This is a genomic window from Micromonospora sp. CNB394, assembly GCF_000374985.1.
Taxonomy (GTDB): Bacteria; Actinomycetota; Actinomycetes; order Mycobacteriales; family Micromonosporaceae; genus Micromonospora; species Micromonospora marina.
Genome location: NZ_KB895825.1, coordinates 552070 through 567358 on the forward strand (window position 1 = coordinate 552070; position 15289 = coordinate 567358).

The 15289-nt window shown below is 73.7% G+C and carries 17 protein-coding genes and 1 pseudogene; 8 read left to right on the forward strand and 10 right to left on the reverse strand.

All coding sequences use genetic code 11. The features are described from left to right. Positions 1-165: 165 nt before the first annotated feature. From C569_RS0102410 to C569_RS0102420, 3 genes are all read right to left on the reverse strand, one after another. A complete protein-coding gene (locus C569_RS0102410) occupies positions 166-564 on the reverse strand; it encodes a YchJ family protein (RefSeq protein WP_018784232.1) in 399 nt (132 codons plus the stop codon). 151 nt (positions 565-715) lie between these two features. After that, on the reverse strand, positions 716-1357 hold the full coding sequence (locus tag C569_RS0102415) for a class F sortase (protein WP_018784233.1): 642 nt from the start codon (positions 1355-1357) through the stop codon (positions 716-718). A gap of 66 nt (positions 1358-1423) precedes the next feature. Then, on the reverse strand, positions 1424-1906 hold the full coding sequence (locus tag C569_RS0102420; protein WP_018784234.1) for a hypothetical protein: 483 nt from the start codon (positions 1904-1906) through the stop codon (positions 1424-1426). Positions 1907-2247: 341 nt separating this feature from the next. Between C569_RS0102420 and C569_RS0102425 the strand changes: the two genes are divergently transcribed. The 4 genes from C569_RS0102425 to C569_RS0102440 are packed head-to-tail and all read left to right on the forward strand — an operon-like array spanning position 2248 to position 6327. Beyond that, complete coding sequence (locus C569_RS0102425; RefSeq protein ID WP_018784235.1) at positions 2248-2655, forward strand: YciI family protein; 408 nt, start codon at positions 2248-2250, stop codon at positions 2653-2655. Positions 2656-2663: 8 nt separating this feature from the next. Then, on the forward strand, positions 2664-3806 hold the full coding sequence (locus tag C569_RS0102430; RefSeq protein WP_018784236.1) for an RNA polymerase sigma factor: 1143 nt from the start codon (positions 2664-2666) through the stop codon (positions 3804-3806). A 42-nt stretch (positions 3807-3848) separates the two neighbouring features. Further along, positions 3849-5096 carry an MFS transporter gene (locus C569_RS0102435; protein ID WP_018784237.1) on the forward strand — a complete coding sequence of 416 codons (1248 nt, stop codon included), beginning with the start codon at positions 3849-3851 and terminating at the stop codon, positions 5094-5096. A 46-nt stretch (positions 5097-5142) separates the two neighbouring features. Then, on the forward strand, positions 5143-6327 hold the full coding sequence (locus C569_RS0102440) for a lycopene cyclase family protein (RefSeq protein ID WP_196806658.1): 1185 nt from the start codon (positions 5143-5145) through the stop codon (positions 6325-6327). 25 nt (positions 6328-6352) lie between these two features. Here C569_RS0102440 and C569_RS29685 read toward each other — a convergent pair. Beyond that, positions 6353-7010, reverse strand: a pseudogene (locus C569_RS29685) (tyrosine-protein phosphatase). A 70-nt stretch (positions 7011-7080) separates the two neighbouring features. Between C569_RS29685 and rnhA the strand changes: the two are divergent. Beyond that, positions 7081-7644, forward strand: a complete 564-nt coding sequence (gene rnhA, locus C569_RS0102450) for a ribonuclease HI (RefSeq protein WP_018784240.1) — start codon at positions 7081-7083, stop codon at positions 7642-7644. On the opposite strand, the gene C569_RS0102455 is transcribed toward rnhA, so the two are convergent. The 3 genes from C569_RS0102455 to C569_RS0102465 form a co-directional block, all read right to left on the reverse strand. Beyond that, positions 7563-7823: a hypothetical protein gene (locus C569_RS0102455; RefSeq protein ID WP_018784241.1), complete on the reverse strand. Its 261-nt coding sequence runs from the start codon at positions 7821-7823 to the stop codon at positions 7563-7565. The two genes, rnhA and C569_RS0102455, sit on opposite strands and share 82 nt — an antisense overlap. A gap of 108 nt (positions 7824-7931) precedes the next feature. Continuing rightward, positions 7932-8168 (reverse strand): hypothetical protein, encoded by a 237-nt coding sequence (locus C569_RS0102460; protein ID WP_018784242.1) that lies wholly within the window; start codon positions 8166-8168, stop codon positions 7932-7934. 326 nt (positions 8169-8494) lie between these two features. Continuing rightward, positions 8495-9376 (reverse strand): pentapeptide repeat-containing protein, encoded by an 882-nt coding sequence (locus tag C569_RS0102465; RefSeq protein ID WP_051090436.1) that lies wholly within the window; start codon positions 9374-9376, stop codon positions 8495-8497. Between the two features lie 527 nt (positions 9377-9903). On the opposite strand from C569_RS0102465, the gene C569_RS0102475 reads away from it, so the two are divergent. Next, positions 9904-10638 (forward strand): polysaccharide lyase family 7 protein, encoded by a 735-nt coding sequence (locus C569_RS0102475; protein ID WP_018784245.1) that lies wholly within the window; start codon positions 9904-9906, stop codon positions 10636-10638. A 549-nt stretch (positions 10639-11187) separates the two neighbouring features. Further along, positions 11188-11433, forward strand: coding sequence for a TetR/AcrR family transcriptional regulator C-terminal domain-containing protein (locus C569_RS33575; RefSeq protein ID WP_018784247.1), 246 nt, complete (start codon positions 11188-11190; stop codon positions 11431-11433). Positions 11434-11615: 182 nt separating this feature from the next. Here C569_RS33575 and C569_RS0102490 read toward each other — a convergent pair whose 3' ends face one another. Further along, positions 11616-12323 carry a B3/4 domain-containing protein gene (locus tag C569_RS0102490; RefSeq protein WP_018784248.1) on the reverse strand — a complete coding sequence of 236 codons (708 nt, stop codon included), beginning with the start codon at positions 12321-12323 and terminating at the stop codon, positions 11616-11618. A 31-nt stretch (positions 12324-12354) separates the two neighbouring features. Continuing rightward, positions 12355-12963: a LysE family translocator gene (locus C569_RS0102495; protein WP_018784249.1), complete on the reverse strand. Its 609-nt coding sequence runs from the start codon at positions 12961-12963 to the stop codon at positions 12355-12357. A 29-nt stretch (positions 12964-12992) separates the two neighbouring features. Between C569_RS0102495 and C569_RS0102500 the strand changes: the two genes are divergently transcribed. Then, positions 12993-14618 carry a PLP-dependent aminotransferase family protein gene (locus tag C569_RS0102500; protein WP_018784250.1) on the forward strand — a complete coding sequence of 542 codons (1626 nt, stop codon included), beginning with the start codon at positions 12993-12995 and terminating at the stop codon, positions 14616-14618. On the opposite strand, the gene C569_RS0102505 is transcribed toward C569_RS0102500, so the two are convergent. Further along, entirely contained in the window at positions 14570-15250 is a 681-nt protein-coding gene (locus tag C569_RS0102505) for a TetR/AcrR family transcriptional regulator (protein WP_018784251.1), read from the reverse strand. The genes C569_RS0102500 and C569_RS0102505 overlap by 49 nt on opposite strands. Between the last annotated feature and the right edge of the window lie 39 nt (positions 15251-15289).

Genomic DNA, 15289 nt, shown 5'->3' on the forward strand with positions numbered 1-15289 from the left:
CGGCTGCCGCGCGGTGGTCAGGTGTCGCGTCCCGAGGGCTCGAAGCCCCCTTTGCCTCCGCGGGCCGGTGGCGTGGGCACCGGAAAGGAGGTGGGGCGCGGGACGGCGCCGACCCTCAGTGTAGGCCGGATCGTCGTGCCGTGGGAGCCGGCGCGCCGGGCCGCGTCACTCCGGCAGCGCGTCCAGGTAGACCCAGCGGCCGTCCTCCCGGGCGAAGCGGCTGTGCTCGGCCAGCACGCCGGCCCGGCCGCCCTCGCGGTAGTGCGCCCGGAACCGGACCGTGCCGGCGGTGTCGAACAGCCCGCCCTGCCCGGTCTCCACGATCTCCAGCCGGGTCCAGCGGGTGCCCGGATCCAGCTCCAGCCGGTCCGGCCGGGTGCTGGAGTGCCAGCTGTGCCGCAGGTAGGCGGCGTCGCCGAGCGCGAACGCGCTGAACCGGGACCGCATCAGCGCCTCCGCGGTCGCCGCCGTCGCCTCGTCCCGGTGGACCGGGGCGCAGCAGTCCGCGTACGGCCGCCCGGTGCCGCACGGGCAGGCCGCCGTCCGCTCACCCCGTTTCGCCATGCCGCGATTCTCCCAACTCGCGGAGCGGTGTTAACAAGGGGCCCTTCCTCTACCGGAGGCGTTAACAGGGGGCCCCTCCTTGCACCTCAACCCTCGCTGCTGCTGTTCCGGCGCGGAACTGGCGGAACTGGCCGACCTGGCCGGGTGAGCCTCACCGGGTGGCGGTGGCGAAGACGACGATGTTGTCCGGGTAGTTGCCGGTCCGGGGGTCGAACCGTCCGCCGCACGTGATCAGCCGCAGCCGCGCCGCCGCGTCGCCGCCGTAGACCCGTGCGGTGGGGAAACGCTCCTTCGGGTACGCCCCGACGCCGTCGACAGCGAACGTCGCGGTCCGCCCGTCGGCGCGCAGCACCCGGATCGTGTCGCCGCCGCGCAGCCGCCCGAGGTCGAAGAACACGGCCGGACCGTGCTGCGAGTCGACGTGCCCGACCAGCACCGCGTTGCCGGCCTGGCCGGGGGTGGGACCGGGGTGGTACCAGCCGGTGACCGTCGGGCGTTCCAGCGGTGGCACCTCCAGCGCGCCGTCCGCGTCGGTGGCGACCGGGACGATCTCGGCGTCGACGCCGATGCGGGGGATGGTGACCCGCACCGGCGTGGATCGGGGCAGCGCCGGGCCGCCCGTACCCGGTCGTTCGGTCGCCGGCGCGGCGGAGGCGCCGGGTTGCGGTGGTGACGCCGACGTGGTGCCGAGCCCGGCCGAGACCAGCCCGGTGCCGGTGGCGGCGGCGAGCGTGACGGCGGTGACCACGACGGCGGTGTGCAGGCGCGAGCGGCGTTGCGATTCCGACAGCATCCCACCTCCGTCGAACAGGGACGCGGCGCCCGCGCCGGAGCATCCGGCGCGGGCGGACCGCTCCGGTCAGGCGACGGCGCCCGCGCGACGCCGGCGGATGACCGCGTACGCGCCTCCGGCGAGCGCCCCGGCGGCCAGCACGCCACCGGCGATCAGCACCCCGGTGTCGCCGTCGCGCCCGCCCCCACCGGCCTGCGCGCCGCCGATCGGGGTGACGGTGAACGTGGCGCTGCCGCCGTCGCTGCCGTCGCCGCAGGTGGTGGCCACCGTGTACGTGCCGAGCGTGAACCCGGCGGTGAACAGTTCGGCGCTCAGGCCGCCGCCCGCGGCGGCCGTGGTGGACCGGACGTTCTGGTCCCGGTCCGGGCCGGTGACCCGGAAGATCGCGTCACCGGCGTTCGGGTTGCACGTGGTGGTCAGCACGACGGTGGCGCCGACCGGGGTGGTGGCGGGTGACACTCTGGTGTCCGCCAGCGCGGCGGCCGGGAGCAGCAGTGCGCCGAGGCCCACGCCGAACGCCGCCGATCCGAGAAATGACTGTGCCTTCATCCGCGTCTTCCCTCACTTTTCGTCCGCTGTAGGCGTGGGACGTCGTTCGGGTGGCCAACTCCGTGACGAGCACCGGTGTGGCCAACACTAGGAGGGTTGCGGCGATCACTGGGGGTAATTGAGAAATCTTCGTTGCCGTCCGGTGTGCTCCTTGCCGCCACGAGACGGCGGACATGTCGACCCAGGCCGGACAGCCGTACTGGCATAACTAGCCTCCTAGGATGGATTACGCGATGTGACGCCCGAAAATTCCTCCGCCACCGATGTCGAGAACGGACGGCCGGCTTCGTCCCCGGAGTGAACGCGGCCAGAATGGGTCGCACCCCCACGAGGAGACACAGATGAAGTACCTGCTCCTAAAGCACTACCGCGGCGGCCCGACCCCGGTCACCGAGATGCCGATGATCGACAAGTGGACGCCGGAGGAGATCTCCGCGCACGTGCGCTACATGCAGGAGTTCGCGGCGCGGCTGCAGGACAGCGGCGAGTACGTCGACGGTCAGGCGCTCGCCCCGGAGGGCACCTTCGTCCGCTACGACGGCGAGGGACGGCCGCCGGTCACCGACGGCCCGTTCGCCGAGACGAAGGACCTCATCGCCGGCTGGATGGTGATCGACGTGGACAGCTACGAGCGCGCTCTCGAACTCGCCGCCGAGCTGTCGGCCGCGCCGGGGCAGGACGGCAAGCCGATCCACGAGTGGCTGGAGCTGCGCCCGTTCCTGAGCGCGCCGCCCACCATCACCGAGTGACAGCTCCGATGGACGAGGTCGCCCTTCGCAGCCTCATCCCGGGCGTGCTCGGTGTCCTCGTCCGCCGTGGAGCCGACTTCGCGGCGGCCGAGGACGCCGTGCAGGACGCGCTGATCGAGGCGCTGCGCGTCTGGCCCGACGACCCGCCCCGGGATCCGCGCGGCTGGCTGGTCACAGTGGCGTGGCGGCGGTTCCTGGACGTGGTCCGCGCCGACGCCGCCCGGCGCCGGCGGGAGGATCTCGTGGACGAGGAGCCGCAGCCCGGGCCGGTGCCGTCGGCGGACGACACGCTGCGGCTCTACTTCCTGTGCGCGCATCCGTCGCTGAGCCCGTCGTCGGCCGTCGCGTTGACGCTGCGCGCCGTCGGCGGGCTCACCACCCGGCAGATCGCGCAGGCGTACCTGGTGCCGGAGGCCACCATGGCGCAGCGGATCAGCCGGGCCAAGCGCACCGTGTCCGGGGTCCGCCTCGACCAGCCCGGCGACGTCGCCACCGTGCTGCGGGTGCTGTACCTGGTGTTCAACGAGGGCTACTCCGGCGACGTGGACCTGGCCGCCGAGGCGATCCGGCTCACCCGGCAGCTCACCGCCGCGATCGACCACCCCGAGGTGGCCGGGCTGCTCGCGCTCATGCTGCTGCACCACGCCCGCCGGGCCGGTCGGACCGCGCCCGACGGGAGCCTGGTGCCGCTGGCCGAGCAGGACCGCCGCCGGTGGAACACCGTGCTGATCGCCGAGGGCGTGGGCATCCTCCAGACCGCCCTGTCCCGGGACCGGCTGGGCGAGTTCCAGGCCCAGGCTGCCGTCGCGGCCCTGCACGCCGACGCGCCCACCGCAGCGGAGACCGACTGGGTGCAGATCGTCGAGTGGTACGACGAACTGGTCCGCCTGACCGGCAGCCCGATCGCCCGGCTGAACCGGGCGGTGGCGGTCGGCGAGGCGGACGGCCCCCGGGCCGGGCTGGCGGCGCTCGCGGCGCTCGACGACTCGCTACCCCGGTACCCGGCGGTGGCGGCTTACCTGCACGAACGCGACGGCGACCCGGACACGGCGGCGCGGCTGTACGCGGCGGCGGCCCGCCGGGCGTCCAGCCTGGCCGAACGCGACCACCTGAACCGGCAGGCCGCCCGTCTCAACGCCGGCCGCCGGTAAACCGGTCGGCAGGCTCCGTCGCCGCTGGTAGGTTGCCTCGCCGTGACGGGGGAACGGCTCGGCGGGCGCTTCGCCCGACTGTGGACGGCGAGCACGCTGTCCGCGCTGGGCAGCGGAACGGCGACGGTGGCCGCTCCGCTGTACGTGGCGTCGATCACCGACGATCCGCTCGTGGTGTCGGCCGGGGCGGCGGTGTCGTGGCTGCCGTGGCTGCTTTTCGCGCTGCCCGGTGGCGTACTGGCGGACCGGATGGACCGGCGCCGGCTGATGGTGCTCATCGACTGGGTACGCGTCGGCGCGCTGGCCGTGCTCGCGGCGGCGATGCTGGCCGACCGGGCCGGGATCGCGCTGCTGTACGCGGTGCTGTTCGTCGTGAACACCGGCGAGGTGGTGTTCCGGACCGCCGCGCAGGCGGTGCTGCCGGCGGTGGTGCCGCGTTCGCTGCTGGAACGCGCAAACGGCTGGCTCGGCGGCGGCACCCAGGTGATGCAGAACATGATCGCCGGCCCGCTCGGCGGGTTCCTGTTCGTGGTGGCGGCGACGCTGCCGTTCGCGCTCAACGCCGGCACGTACGCGCTGAGCGCCGTACTGGTCGGGCTGCTCGCCGGTACGTACCGGGGCGGTGCGGCGCCCCAGGTCCGGCGGTCGGTGCGGGCGGAGGTCGCGGAGGGGTTCCGCTGGCTGTGGGGGCAGCGGCTGCTGCGCACCATGACCGTGCTGATCGGCCTGCTGAACGTCACGCTCACCGCGGCGGTGGCGGTGCTGGTGCTGCTCGCCACCGAGCGGCTGAATCTGGGCTCGGTCGGCTACGGCGCGTTGTTCACCTGCATGGCGGTGGGCGGCGTGCTCGGTTCGCTGGTGGGGGACCGGCTGATCGCCGCGATCACCCCCACCTGGACGGTGCGGACGGGGCTGCTGGTCGAGGCCGGACTGCACCTGGCGCTCGCCGCGTCCCGCAGCGCGGCCGTGGTCGGGTTCGCGTTGTTCGCGTTCGGGGCGCACGGCGCGCTGTGGAACATCGTGGCGAACTCGCTGCGGCAGCGGCTCACCCCGCAGGAGTTGATGGGCCGGGTCGGCAGCACCACGTTGTTCGTCGCGGCGGGCGGCAACTGCGTCGGCGCGCTGCTCGGCGGCGTGGTGGCGGCCCGGTTCGGCATCACCGCGCCGTACTGGGTGGGCTTCGTGGTGGCCGTGGCGGTGATCGCCGCGACGTGGCGGGTCTTCGACCGGGCGACGGTGGCCGCCGCCTACGCCGAGCCGGCCGCGCGCAAGCCCGCCCCGGTGCCCTGAGCGGGCCGCCCGGTGGCGGCTCCCGCCGGTGTGGCAGCGTGGCCGGATGCACGCATCCTTCCCGGTCGACGCCGACCTCGCGCTGGTCGGCGGCGGCGGCGCCGCGTCCCTGGTCCTGGCCGCGCTGGACCGGCACGACGTGACCGGGCTGCGGGTCGCGGTGGTGGACCCGGTGCACAAGCGCGGCCAGGACCGCACCTGGGCGTTCTGGGGCCTGCCCGGCGACGACCTGGACCCGATGCTGAGCGCGAGCTGGTCGCAGGTCGACGTGGTCACGCCGGCGGGCCGCCGTGTCCTGACGCTCGACCCCCTGCGGTACGCCATGCTCCGCTCCGCCCCGGTCTACGACCGGGCTGCCGCGGCCGAGCGCCGGCTGGACGCGGTCCGGATCAGCGCCCCGGCGGGGGAGCTGCACGACGACGGTGAGCGGGTCACGGTCCGCGACCCGGACGGCCGGGACCTGGTGCGGGCCGGGTGGGTGCTCGACTCGCGGCCCCGGCGGCCGAGGCGTCCGGGGCGCACCAGCTGGCTGCAGCACTTCCGGGGCTGGTGGCTGGCCGCCGACCGGCCGACGTTCGATCCGCAGCGGGCGGTGCTGATGGACTTCCGCACGCCCCAGCCGGATCGCGGGGTGTCCTTCGGGTACGTGCTGCCGGTCGACGACCGGTTCGCGCTGGTCGAGTACACCGAGTTCGGGCCGCAGCTGCTCGACGACGCGGGCTACGACGCGGCGCTGCGCGGGTACGCCGGACTGCTCGGCCTGGACCTGACCGCGCTGCGGGTGCGGGAGGTCGAGGACGGCGTGATCCCGATGACCGACGGACCGTTCGACTCCCGCCCGAGCCCGCGCGTGGTGCGGCTGGGCACCGCCGGTGGGGCGACCCGCCCGTCCACCGGATTCACGTTCTCGGCGATGCTGCGCCAGGCCGACCAGGTGGCCCGCGCGCTCGCCGCCGGTCGCCCGCCGGTGCCGGCGCCCGCGTACCCGGGCCGGCACCTGTGGATGGACGCGGTGGCGTTGCGCGCGCTGGACCGGGGCCACGTCGGCGGGGTGGAGTTCTTCGAGCGGCTGTTCGACCGCAACCCGCCGGAGCGGGTGCTGCGGTTCCTCGACGGCGTGACCAGCCCGGCCGAGGATCTGGCGGTGATGCGGTCCAGCCCGCTGCTGCCGATGACCGGCGCGGTGCTCGGCGACGCGGCCGGCCGGCTGCGCGCCCGCCTGCGCCGCTAGCTTCCGCTGTCGCCGGTCCCGGCGCCTATCGGCGGCCGGTCGCCTCGGTGACGCGGCCGCGCACGAGCGCGCGCAGTCGCTCCGCCGCCGGCGTACTGCCGCCCTGGGTGGGCAGCGGTTTCGTGTCGCCGGCGAGCAGCCGGGCGCGCAGCGCGTCGATCGTCTGCTCGTCGACACCGAGCCGGCCGGTCGCGTAGCCGTGCACGGAACCGTGGGCGGCCCGCAGGTCGGCCAGCACCAGCCGGATGATCTCGGCCGGGGCCCGCCCGTACGCCGGCCAGCCCGGCGCGCCGCCGTGGCGATCACGCCACTCGGCGACCAGCCGTTCGGTGGCGTGCTCGGTGAGCGCGAAGTCCGCCGCGATCTGGTCGTCGTCCACGCCGAGCAGGGACAGCACCAGCGCGGCGAGCAGCCCGGTGCGGTCCTTGCCGGAGGCGCAGTGGAACACCAGCGGGTGCTCGCCGTCCGCGATCAGTTCGAGCGCCTGCCGCAGCTCGGTCACGCAGGTCGATCACGGTGCGGACGCCGAGAGCCGCGAACCGTTCCAGATCCGAGCCGGCAAGCTTGGCCAGTGAGTCGGAGCGGTAGAGCCGGCCCCGGGCGACGGTACGGCCGTCGCCGGTCCGCCAGCCGCCGAGGTCACGGAAGTTGCACAGAGCGGCGAAGTCCGGGGGAGCGGTCATGCCCGCACGTTAGCCGCGCGCGGCGGGTCGGGTGGTCCCGCGCGCTCGCGTACCCGGTAGGTTGCCGGGCATGGTGGAGGCGGAGACCGGCCGGGTCGTGGAGATCTGGACCGACGGCGCGTGCAGCGGCAATCCCGGGCCCGGCGGCTGGGGCGCGGTGCTGCGCTGGGGCGGGCACGAGCGGGAGCTGTGCGGCGGCGAGGCCACCCCGACCACGAACAACCGGATGGAGCTGACCGCCGCGATCCGGGCGCTGGAGAGCCTGACCCGCCCGGTCACGGTACGGCTGCACACCGACAGCACGTACGTGCGCAACGGCATCACCGGCTGGCTGAACTCGTGGAAGCGCAACGGCTGGCTGACCGCCGCCAAGCAGCCGGTGAAGAACGCCGACCTGTGGCAGGCGCTGGAGGCGGCCTGCGCCCGGCACGACGTGACGTGGCTGTGGGTGAAGGGCCACAACGGGCATCCGGAGAACGAGCGCGCCGACGCGCTGGCGAACCGGGGCATGACCGAGGCGCGGAGCGGCGCAGCCGCCGCCCCGCGTACGGCTCAGCGCAGCGGCCGGCCCTCCTCGATCTCCTCCGGTTCCTCGGACGGGTCGCCGGTGCCGGAGACGGCCGCCACGTCGTAGCCGGCCCGGCTGACCTCCCGTGCCGACCGCCGGTCCTCGGCGGGCTGGTCGGCGAAATCGTCACCGGTGTCGTCGGTGGTGTGCAGGGACTCGCCCGGCGGGCGCAGGGACGCCTCGTACGCGGTCGTGCCGTCGGGTTCGTCGCCGGCCGCGCGGCCGAAAGACTCTTCACTGGTCATGTCGCCCTCCTGCCCGCAGCGGGTGACGGCAAACGTTCGGGTCGCCCGAGCCCTGGCGACGGGCCCGGTTCGTTCGGTGGCCCGGGTTCGGCCGGTGCTCGCGCCCGGTCAGCGGGCCGCGTCCGGGTGGGTCGGCATCGAGGAGCCGCCCGAGCTGCTGCCGGACGCTCCGCCCGCCGTCCCGGATCCGTCGTCCTCGGTCACCTCGTCCGGTTTCGGTGCGCTCGGAGCGGGTGCCGGCACGTCGGTGTCAGCGGCCGTCTGCACCAGCGGAACCTGTCCGGCCTCGTCCTCGGCGTGCGCCGGGTCGACCGGTTCCTCACCGTCGCGTGCCCGATACCCCACCGGTGGCCCCTCCCAGTCGGTCGCCGCCTACCCCACCCCACCCCCACCAAACCCACGCGCCCCCGCCCGGTCCCCTCACAGTTGATCAAGGACTTTGTGTCCCCATCCGGCCCTGAACCCGACCCAAACTCCTTGATCACCGCCGAGGTGGCCCTGGTGAGCCGGTCGAAGGGGGTGATCAAGGAGTTTGTGGCCTGGCGGCGGGCGGAAATGGACACAAAGTCCTTGATCGCCGCGGTGCGGGGGTGGGGTGGGAGCGGGTGCCAAGATGCGGGCGGGCCGGGGGTCGCCATGAGTGGCGGCGGCGGGGGCGCGCGTGGGTGGCGTCAGCGGGGTTGGCGGCGGCGCTGCCGGGGCTGGGGGCGGGCCGGGGTCAGCGTCAGGGACCAGTGAGCCGGGCGGTGTAGCCCCGGCGGCAGCACCGTGCGGTGGTCGCCGCGTGCGGCATCGAGCTGCGACTGGTGCGTGAACAGGCACTCGCCCAGGTCGGCCCCGCGCAGGTCGGCCCCGCGCAGGTCCGCGCCGGTCAGGTCGGCGGCGCCGAGGCGTACGCCCCGCAGGTCCGCCCCGATCAGGCAGGCACCGCGCAGGTTCGCCCCGGTCAGCGGGGTGCGGCGCAGGTCCACCCCGATCAGCGTCGCGCCCCGGCGGTCCGGGCCGGCCTTTCCGGCGCGGGCCCGTTCGGCGGCGCGCGACAGCAGCCGGTTGGCCCGGTCCCGGTGCGCGTCGACGTCGAGCGCGAGCAGGTCGTCAGGGGTGCCGTCGGTGAGCCGGCCGGTCTCGTCGAGCGCGGCGGTCAGCTCGTCGCGCAGTGGTCCGGGCGGGGTCAGGCGGACCGCCTCGGTCAGGTACCAGAGCAGTTCGTGCAGCGGTCGCAGCACCGCGAAGCTGTCGAACATCCGCTGCGCGGTGGCCGGGTCGGCGCGCCAGTCGCGGCCGGCGAACGTGTGCCGGGTGAGGTGTTGACCGGCGCCGAAGCAGTCGAACACGGTGCATCCGGGGAAGCCGCGTTGCCGCAGCTCGGTGTGGATGCCGCAGCGGAAGTCGGCGCCCAGGTTCGGGCAGGGCCGCCCGGCGGGCTTGTCGATGGCGAAGTCGGCCGACGCGGTGAACGCCGGCGCGACGCAGCACACCCCGGCGCAGCGCGAACAGTCCGCCCGCAACTCCCGCCCGCTGACGACCGGTCCTCCTCCCGACACGGCACCCATTCTCCCCACCCCACGCGCCCACCTACCCACCCACCCCGTCGATCATGAGGTTGACGGCGACGAACCGGACCGGAACCGCCGCCAACCTCATGATCAACGAGAACTGGCGGGGCGGCGTCGACAACCCGATCGCCACCCGATCCGGTAACCGATCCCGCGCTGCCTCGACGATACGAGTCACCCCGGCCACCGGAAAGATCGTAGTCCATCATGGACCTGAAAGAGCGCCGTCCGGCCTGGGGGAGAACGCGCGCCCACCCGACGCACTCCGCATCCTCACCGTGGATCACTGTTCACGAGTGTGCACACCCATCAAATGCCCTGGCCTCGAACATTGACCTTCCTGGTTCTGCCTCCTAATCTCCTGGCGGGCCGGTTCTGCGCGGTTCGCATATATGAAAACTCCACTCAGGAGTGCGTATGACGCGACGCTCAGCGCTGGAAAAACGCCGGTTCACCACCACCACCACCTCGAGAGGCGGAACCCCGCAATGAATCCTGTCCGAAAGCGCAGGCTCGTCACGGCGATGCTGGCGACCCTGGCCATCCTGGCCACCCCCGTCGTCTCGCAGAGTGCCGCCACCGCGGCCGCCCCCTGCGACTACCCCGCCCAGCAGCTCAACCTCACGAACTGGAAGGTGACGCTGCCGACCGGCTCGTCCGGCTCGCCGACCGAAGTGAAGCAGCCCTCACTCGCCACCTACTCCACGAATCCGGCGTTCATGGTGAACACCAAATGCACGGGCGTGCAGTTCCGGGCCCCGGTCAACGGTGTGACCACCAGTGGATCGAGCTACCCCCGCTCCGAACTGCGGGAGATGGCCAACAACGGCACCTCGAACGCCTCCTGGTCGTCCACCTCGGGCACCCACACCCTCACCGTCAGGCTGGCGTTCAACAAGCTCCCGAACACCAAGCCGCACGTTGTGGGCGCTCAGATTCACGACGGTGACGACGATGTCACCGTGTTCCGCCTGGAAGGCACCAGCCTCTACATCACCAAGGGCAACACCACTCACCACAAGTTGGTGACCAGCAGTTACAAGCTGAACACGGTCTTTGAGGCGAAGTTTGTCGTCAGCGGTGGCCAGATCAGGGCCTACTACAACGGCGTACTGCAGACGACCATTGCGCATTCGAAGTCCGGCAACTACTTCAAGGCCGGCGGATACACCCAGGCCAACTGCAGCAACTCCTCTCCGTGCAGCAGCTCCAACTATGGGCAGGTGTCCCTGTACAAACTGCTCGTGTCGCATTCCTGAAAATAGCCGCGAGTGCCGGGTGTTTCCTGCGGGAAACGCCCGGCACTCGTGTCAGCGGGTGGCGACGACGCGAGGTCGGACCGCAGCGCGGTGCCGGTCTCCCGACCGGTCCGTCTCTGCGGCCCACGTCCCGAACCGGACTTGCGGCTCTCACTGCATCAAGCCCCAACTCCGGCGACGACGGCCGTCGCCAGTGCCGGCGCCTGGCCGCCCGCGCCCTGTCCGACGAGCTGCGGCCTTCAGCGTCGACGACGGTTCCGGGGCGGCGGGAGACGGTGCTGCTCAGTCCGCAGGACGGGCACCTGCTCGGTCACGAGTCGACGGGACTGTCGGACCGGGCGGTCATCGCGTACTCGCTGTCCTTCCGCTGTCGTACCGATGCCGTGGTGGATGGGTCGTGCCAGTGAGCAGGGGCGATCTCTTCCGCAACCCGGCTGGCCCGCACACGCCCGCCATCCGCCCGGTCACCGGGACTTGCGTCAGCCCCCCGGCGCTTCGGGTACGGCGACTTCGTCCTCTCCGGTCAGCTCCCCGGCCAACGCCCGGCTCATGCTCACCGGGCACCTGCACCCCAGCGACCCCGCCCAGGCCGCCGAACACTTCATGGCCCTCCTCGTCGGCCCGCTGGAGGCCCGTACCGAGATGGGCACACGCCAGCTCAGCGACACCGAGCTGGATGACGTCGTCCGCTCCGCCGTCCGGACGTTCCTGCTGGCCTTCGGCCCACAGCACGACCAGGCCAGCCAGACCCAACGCCCCTGGCCGGTGCACGGTCAGAACGGACAGGATCGGTAGACGACGTCCGGCCAGTCGCGGCTCATGAGGGAACTGTCGTACCCACCGGCCGCACCCGGCCCCGACGTCGGGCCGTTCCCGGCGCGCGACCGGACCGGCCCCGACGCCCGACGCCTAAACCGGCGCAGGCCGCGACCCACGCACCGGCGACGGCGTTGGATCGCGAGGCGGCACACCCGTGGTCAGCCCGTCCGGACCGGCACGGCGAACTCCGGCGCGTCCGCGCTCAGCAGCGCCGTCCGCGCCGGCGCGCGCCACTGCTCGGTCAGCGCCACAGCCAACTCGTCCAGCATCCGGCGTACGGTCGGCGCCGCCCGCTCGTGCATCGCCTCGACCACCACGAGCACCTCGGTGGTGCCGGCCCGGACAGCCGACGCGCCGCTCTGCCGGTGGCACCAGCGCCGGGCGTGCGCGTGTCCGGAGTTGTCGGCGAAGATCACCTCGCCGGGCGCGGGCTGCTCGTTCTCCCCGCCGAGGCCCAGGTAGGACTCCGTGCCGTCGGCCGGGCGCACGGTCAGGTCGCCGTCGATCCGGGCCAGGTCGAGCACGGCGACCGGGACCGCGTACCGGGTGGAGAGCGCGTTGCCGAGGTCCACGAGCGGGTGCAGCCGGGGCAGGTCCCCGTCCCGCCGCAACCGGCGCAGCAGCGATTCGGCAGCGCAGCGGTAGCGGGTCGGCGGGCAGCCCATCCGGGTGAACGCGCGACGCCAGGCCTGGATCTCGGGGAAGCCACCCTCCGGCCCGGCGGCGAGCCGGTCCCGGGTGGCGCCGAGACACCCGGCCAGCCGGGGCGTGACGTCGACCTCGGGCGTGACGCCGGCGGCGTGCAGGACGCCGCAGGTCAGTTCCGGAAATGCCGACCAGATCTCGGGGGAGTGCCGGAAACGCACGGAAAGACTCCTTGTGGGTGGTGAGTCGAGGCTAGGCGCGGAACGCGAGGCCGAGGCCCAGGACGAGGAAGCTGCCGGCGAAGGCGTGCCGCAGCAGCCCGGTCAGCCGGGGCCGGGACAGCACACGCCGGCGCAACGCGCCGGCCAGCAGCGCGTACCCGGCGAACACCAGCAGCGTGACGGCCATGAACACCAGGCCGCAGGCGAGCATGCGCACGGTGGCGGCGGGCGCGTCCGGCGGTACGAACTGCGGCAGGAACGCCACGAAGAACACCGTCACCTTCGGGTTCAGCAGGTTCAGCAGCACCCCGTCGCGGAACACGGCCGCCGCCGGACGCGGGGGCCGGTCGCCGTCGAGGGCGAACGTGCCCCGGTCGCGCAGCGCCGACCAGGCCATCCAGAGCAGGTACGCCACGCCCAGCCAGGTCATCACGCGGAACGCCGGGGTGCCGGCGCGCAGCAGGGCGGCCAGCCCGGTCACCGCGGCGATCACGTGTGGCACGAGGCTGAGCGTGCCTCCGGCGGCAGCGGCCAGGCCGGCCCGCCGTCCGGCGGTCACCGTGGCGGCGAGCGTGTGCATCACCCCGGTGCCCGGAGTGATCGCGACGACGAGCGACGTCAGCAGGAAGGCGACTGTCATGCGGTCCAGCGTGTGCCCATAATGGTCCGATGGACAGGGCCAAAGCTGTCGCTGTCGAGGAGTCCAAAGCGGCCGGCGCGGACTTCCTCCAGCTCGACGTCGGCGAGGCGCCGCCCGGTGGCCGCGCGGACTGGCTGGCCGCCCGGCTGCGGTCCGCCATCGCCGACGGCCGGGCGCCGGTGGGCACCCGTCTGCCCGCCAGCCGGGTGCTCGCCGCCGAGCTGGGCGTCTCCCGCGGTGTGGTGACCGAGGCGTACCAGCGGCTGGCCGAGGACGGGCAGGTGGCCGGACGCGGCCGGGCCGGAACGGTGGTGGTCGCCTCGCCGGCCGCCGTGGTCACCCGGCCGCCCGAGCCGAGGAGAGCACCGCAGGTGTTCGCCACCAGGCCCGGCGTCGACGCGTTCGACGAGCTGCGCGCCGTACCCGCGCAGGTGGACCTGACACCCGGCGTACCCGATCTGGCGGCCTTTCCCCGCGCGGCCTGGCTGCGGGCCGAGCGGACCGTGCTGCACCGGATGACGCCCGCCTCGCTCGGCTACGGCGACCCGGCCGGCACGCCCGCGCTGCGGCTCGCGGTCGCGAACTGGCTGGCCCGCAACCGGGGCGTCGGCGCGGACCCGGCCGAGGTGGTGATCGTGGCCGGGGTGTCGCAGGCGCTCGGCCTGCTCGCGCGGGTGCTGCACGACCGGGGTACGCACACCGTGGCGGTGGAGGATCCCGGCTCGCTGGGTGTACGGCAGCACCTGCTCTGCTTCGGGCTGGCGACACCGCCGATCCCGGTGGACGACCGGGGACTACGTGTCGACGAGCTGGAGCGGTCCGGTGCTCCCGCGGTGCTGCTCACCCCGGCGCACCAGTTCCCGACCGGGGTGGTGCTCGACGGCGACCGGCGCCGGCGGCTGCTGCGGTGGGCACGCGACGGCGGCCTGGTGGTGGAGGACGACTACGACGCCGAGCACCGCTACGACCGTCCGCCGGTGCCGGCGTTACGTGCCATGGCGCCGGACCGGGTCTGCTACGTCGGCAGCATCTCCAAGCTGCTCGCGCCGGCCCTGCGGATCGGGTGGATGCTGGTGCCGCCCGCGCTGCACCCCGACGTGGTGGCCGCGAAGCGGGCGGCAGACCTCGGCAACGCGGCCTTGCCGCAGCTCGTACTCGCCGAGCTGATGGAGTCCGGCGCGCTGGAACGGCACCTGCGGCTGCTGCGCCACCGGCACGTACGCCGACGGGACGCGATGATCCGGGCGGTCCGCGCGTACCTGCCGGGGGCGGTGGTGCACGGCGCGGCGGCCGGGCTGCACCTGATGGTCACGCTGCCCGGCGACGTCGACGACCGGGCGCTGGCGGCGGCGGCGCTGCGGAGTGGCGTCAAGCTCCACCCGTTGTCCTGGCACGGCCAGAGCCCGCAGCCACCCGGCCTCGTCCTCGGGTACGCGGCCACCCCGCCCTCCGAGATCGACCGCGCCCTCTCCACGGTGGCCGAGGCCCTCCACGTCGGCGCCGAGCCGGTGCAGGTCACCGTGGGCGTGGGTGAGCGACTCGATCGGGATGCCCGGCCTCGCCGCACAGCGGGATGCCGGCGAGCGCACCCGGGAGACCAATGGGGTCATGGAGTTCCGCCGGACGGGATGACCGGCGGCGTGGTGGTCCGGTAGATCGCGGTCAGCCACACGTCGAGCAGCACGTCGACCACGTCCCGCTCGGCCACCGCCGGGCCGTCCCCGGCGAACGTGGCGTACCAGACGCGCTCGTTCATCGAGTTCAGCGCGATGGCGAGATCCCGGGCGGGCAGCCCGTCCGGGGCCGCGCCGCGGGCGCGTTCGGCCTCGATCGCGGCCTGCACCGCGCGGACCCAGCGTTCCAGCACCTCGGCCCAGAGCCGCCGCACCTCGGCGTTGGTGCCGCGCACCTGGGCGCAGGCCAGTACCACGTCCCGGTGCCCGCCGAAGGTGGCGTGGAACCGGGCGATCAACTTCCGCCAGTGGGCGCGCGGATCCTCGGCGAGCCGTTCGAACACGCCCCCGGCGGCGGCGTCGGCCTCCTCGGTGACCCGGTCGAGCAGCGTGAGCAGCACCGCGCTCTTGGACGGGAAGTAGAAGTAGAACGTGGGGCGGGAGATCCCGGCGCCGCGCGCCAGGTCGTCGATGGAGATGTCCGCGAGGGGGCGCTGGGCCAGCAGCCGCTCGGCAGTGGCCAGGATCGCGGTCTCCCGGTCGTCGCCGGTGGACCGGCCGGCCCGCCGCCCGCGCGTCGGCGCGGCGCCGGTCGGCGTACGGGCGGTCGTCATGTCGGCTGATGCTACACCCGCTCGACACAGTGTCGATTC

Excerpts from the sequence above, each read along its gene's own strand:
- C569_RS0102475 (WP_018784245.1), top strand. The coding sequence starts at position 9,904 with ATGCTGGCGACCCTGGCCATCCTGGCCACCCCCGTCGTCTCGCAGAGT.
- C569_RS0102415 (WP_018784233.1), bottom strand. The coding sequence starts at position 1,357 with ATGCTGTCGGAATCGCAACGCCGCTCGCGCCTGCACACCGCCGTCGTG.
- C569_RS0102455 (WP_018784241.1), bottom strand. The coding sequence starts at position 7,823 with ATGACCAGTGAAGAGTCTTTCGGCCGCGCGGCCGGCGACGAACCCGAC.
- C569_RS0102495 (WP_018784249.1), bottom strand. The coding sequence starts at position 12,963 with ATGACAGTCGCCTTCCTGCTGACGTCGCTCGTCGTCGCGATCACTCCG.
- C569_RS0102465 (WP_051090436.1), bottom strand. The coding sequence starts at position 9,376 with ATGGGTGCCGTGTCGGGAGGAGGACCGGTCGTCAGCGGGCGGGAGTTG.
- C569_RS0102420 (WP_018784234.1), bottom strand. The coding sequence starts at position 1,906 with ATGAAGGCACAGTCATTTCTCGGATCGGCGGCGTTCGGCGTGGGCCTC.
- C569_RS0102425 (WP_018784235.1), top strand. The coding sequence starts at position 2,248 with ATGAAGTACCTGCTCCTAAAGCACTACCGCGGCGGCCCGACCCCGGTC.
- rnhA (WP_018784240.1), top strand. The coding sequence starts at position 7,081 with ATGGTGGAGGCGGAGACCGGCCGGGTCGTGGAGATCTGGACCGACGGC.
- C569_RS0102505 (WP_018784251.1), bottom strand. The coding sequence starts at position 15,250 with ATGACGACCGCCCGTACGCCGACCGGCGCCGCGCCGACGCGCGGGCGG.
- C569_RS0102500 (WP_018784250.1), top strand. The coding sequence starts at position 12,993 with ATGGACAGGGCCAAAGCTGTCGCTGTCGAGGAGTCCAAAGCGGCCGGC.
- C569_RS33575 (WP_018784247.1), top strand. The coding sequence starts at position 11,188 with ATGCTCACCGGGCACCTGCACCCCAGCGACCCCGCCCAGGCCGCCGAA.
- C569_RS0102410 (WP_018784232.1), bottom strand. The coding sequence starts at position 564 with ATGGCGAAACGGGGTGAGCGGACGGCGGCCTGCCCGTGCGGCACCGGG.
- C569_RS0102440 (WP_196806658.1), top strand. The coding sequence starts at position 5,143 with ATGCACGCATCCTTCCCGGTCGACGCCGACCTCGCGCTGGTCGGCGGC.
- C569_RS0102430 (WP_018784236.1), top strand. The coding sequence starts at position 2,664 with ATGGACGAGGTCGCCCTTCGCAGCCTCATCCCGGGCGTGCTCGGTGTC.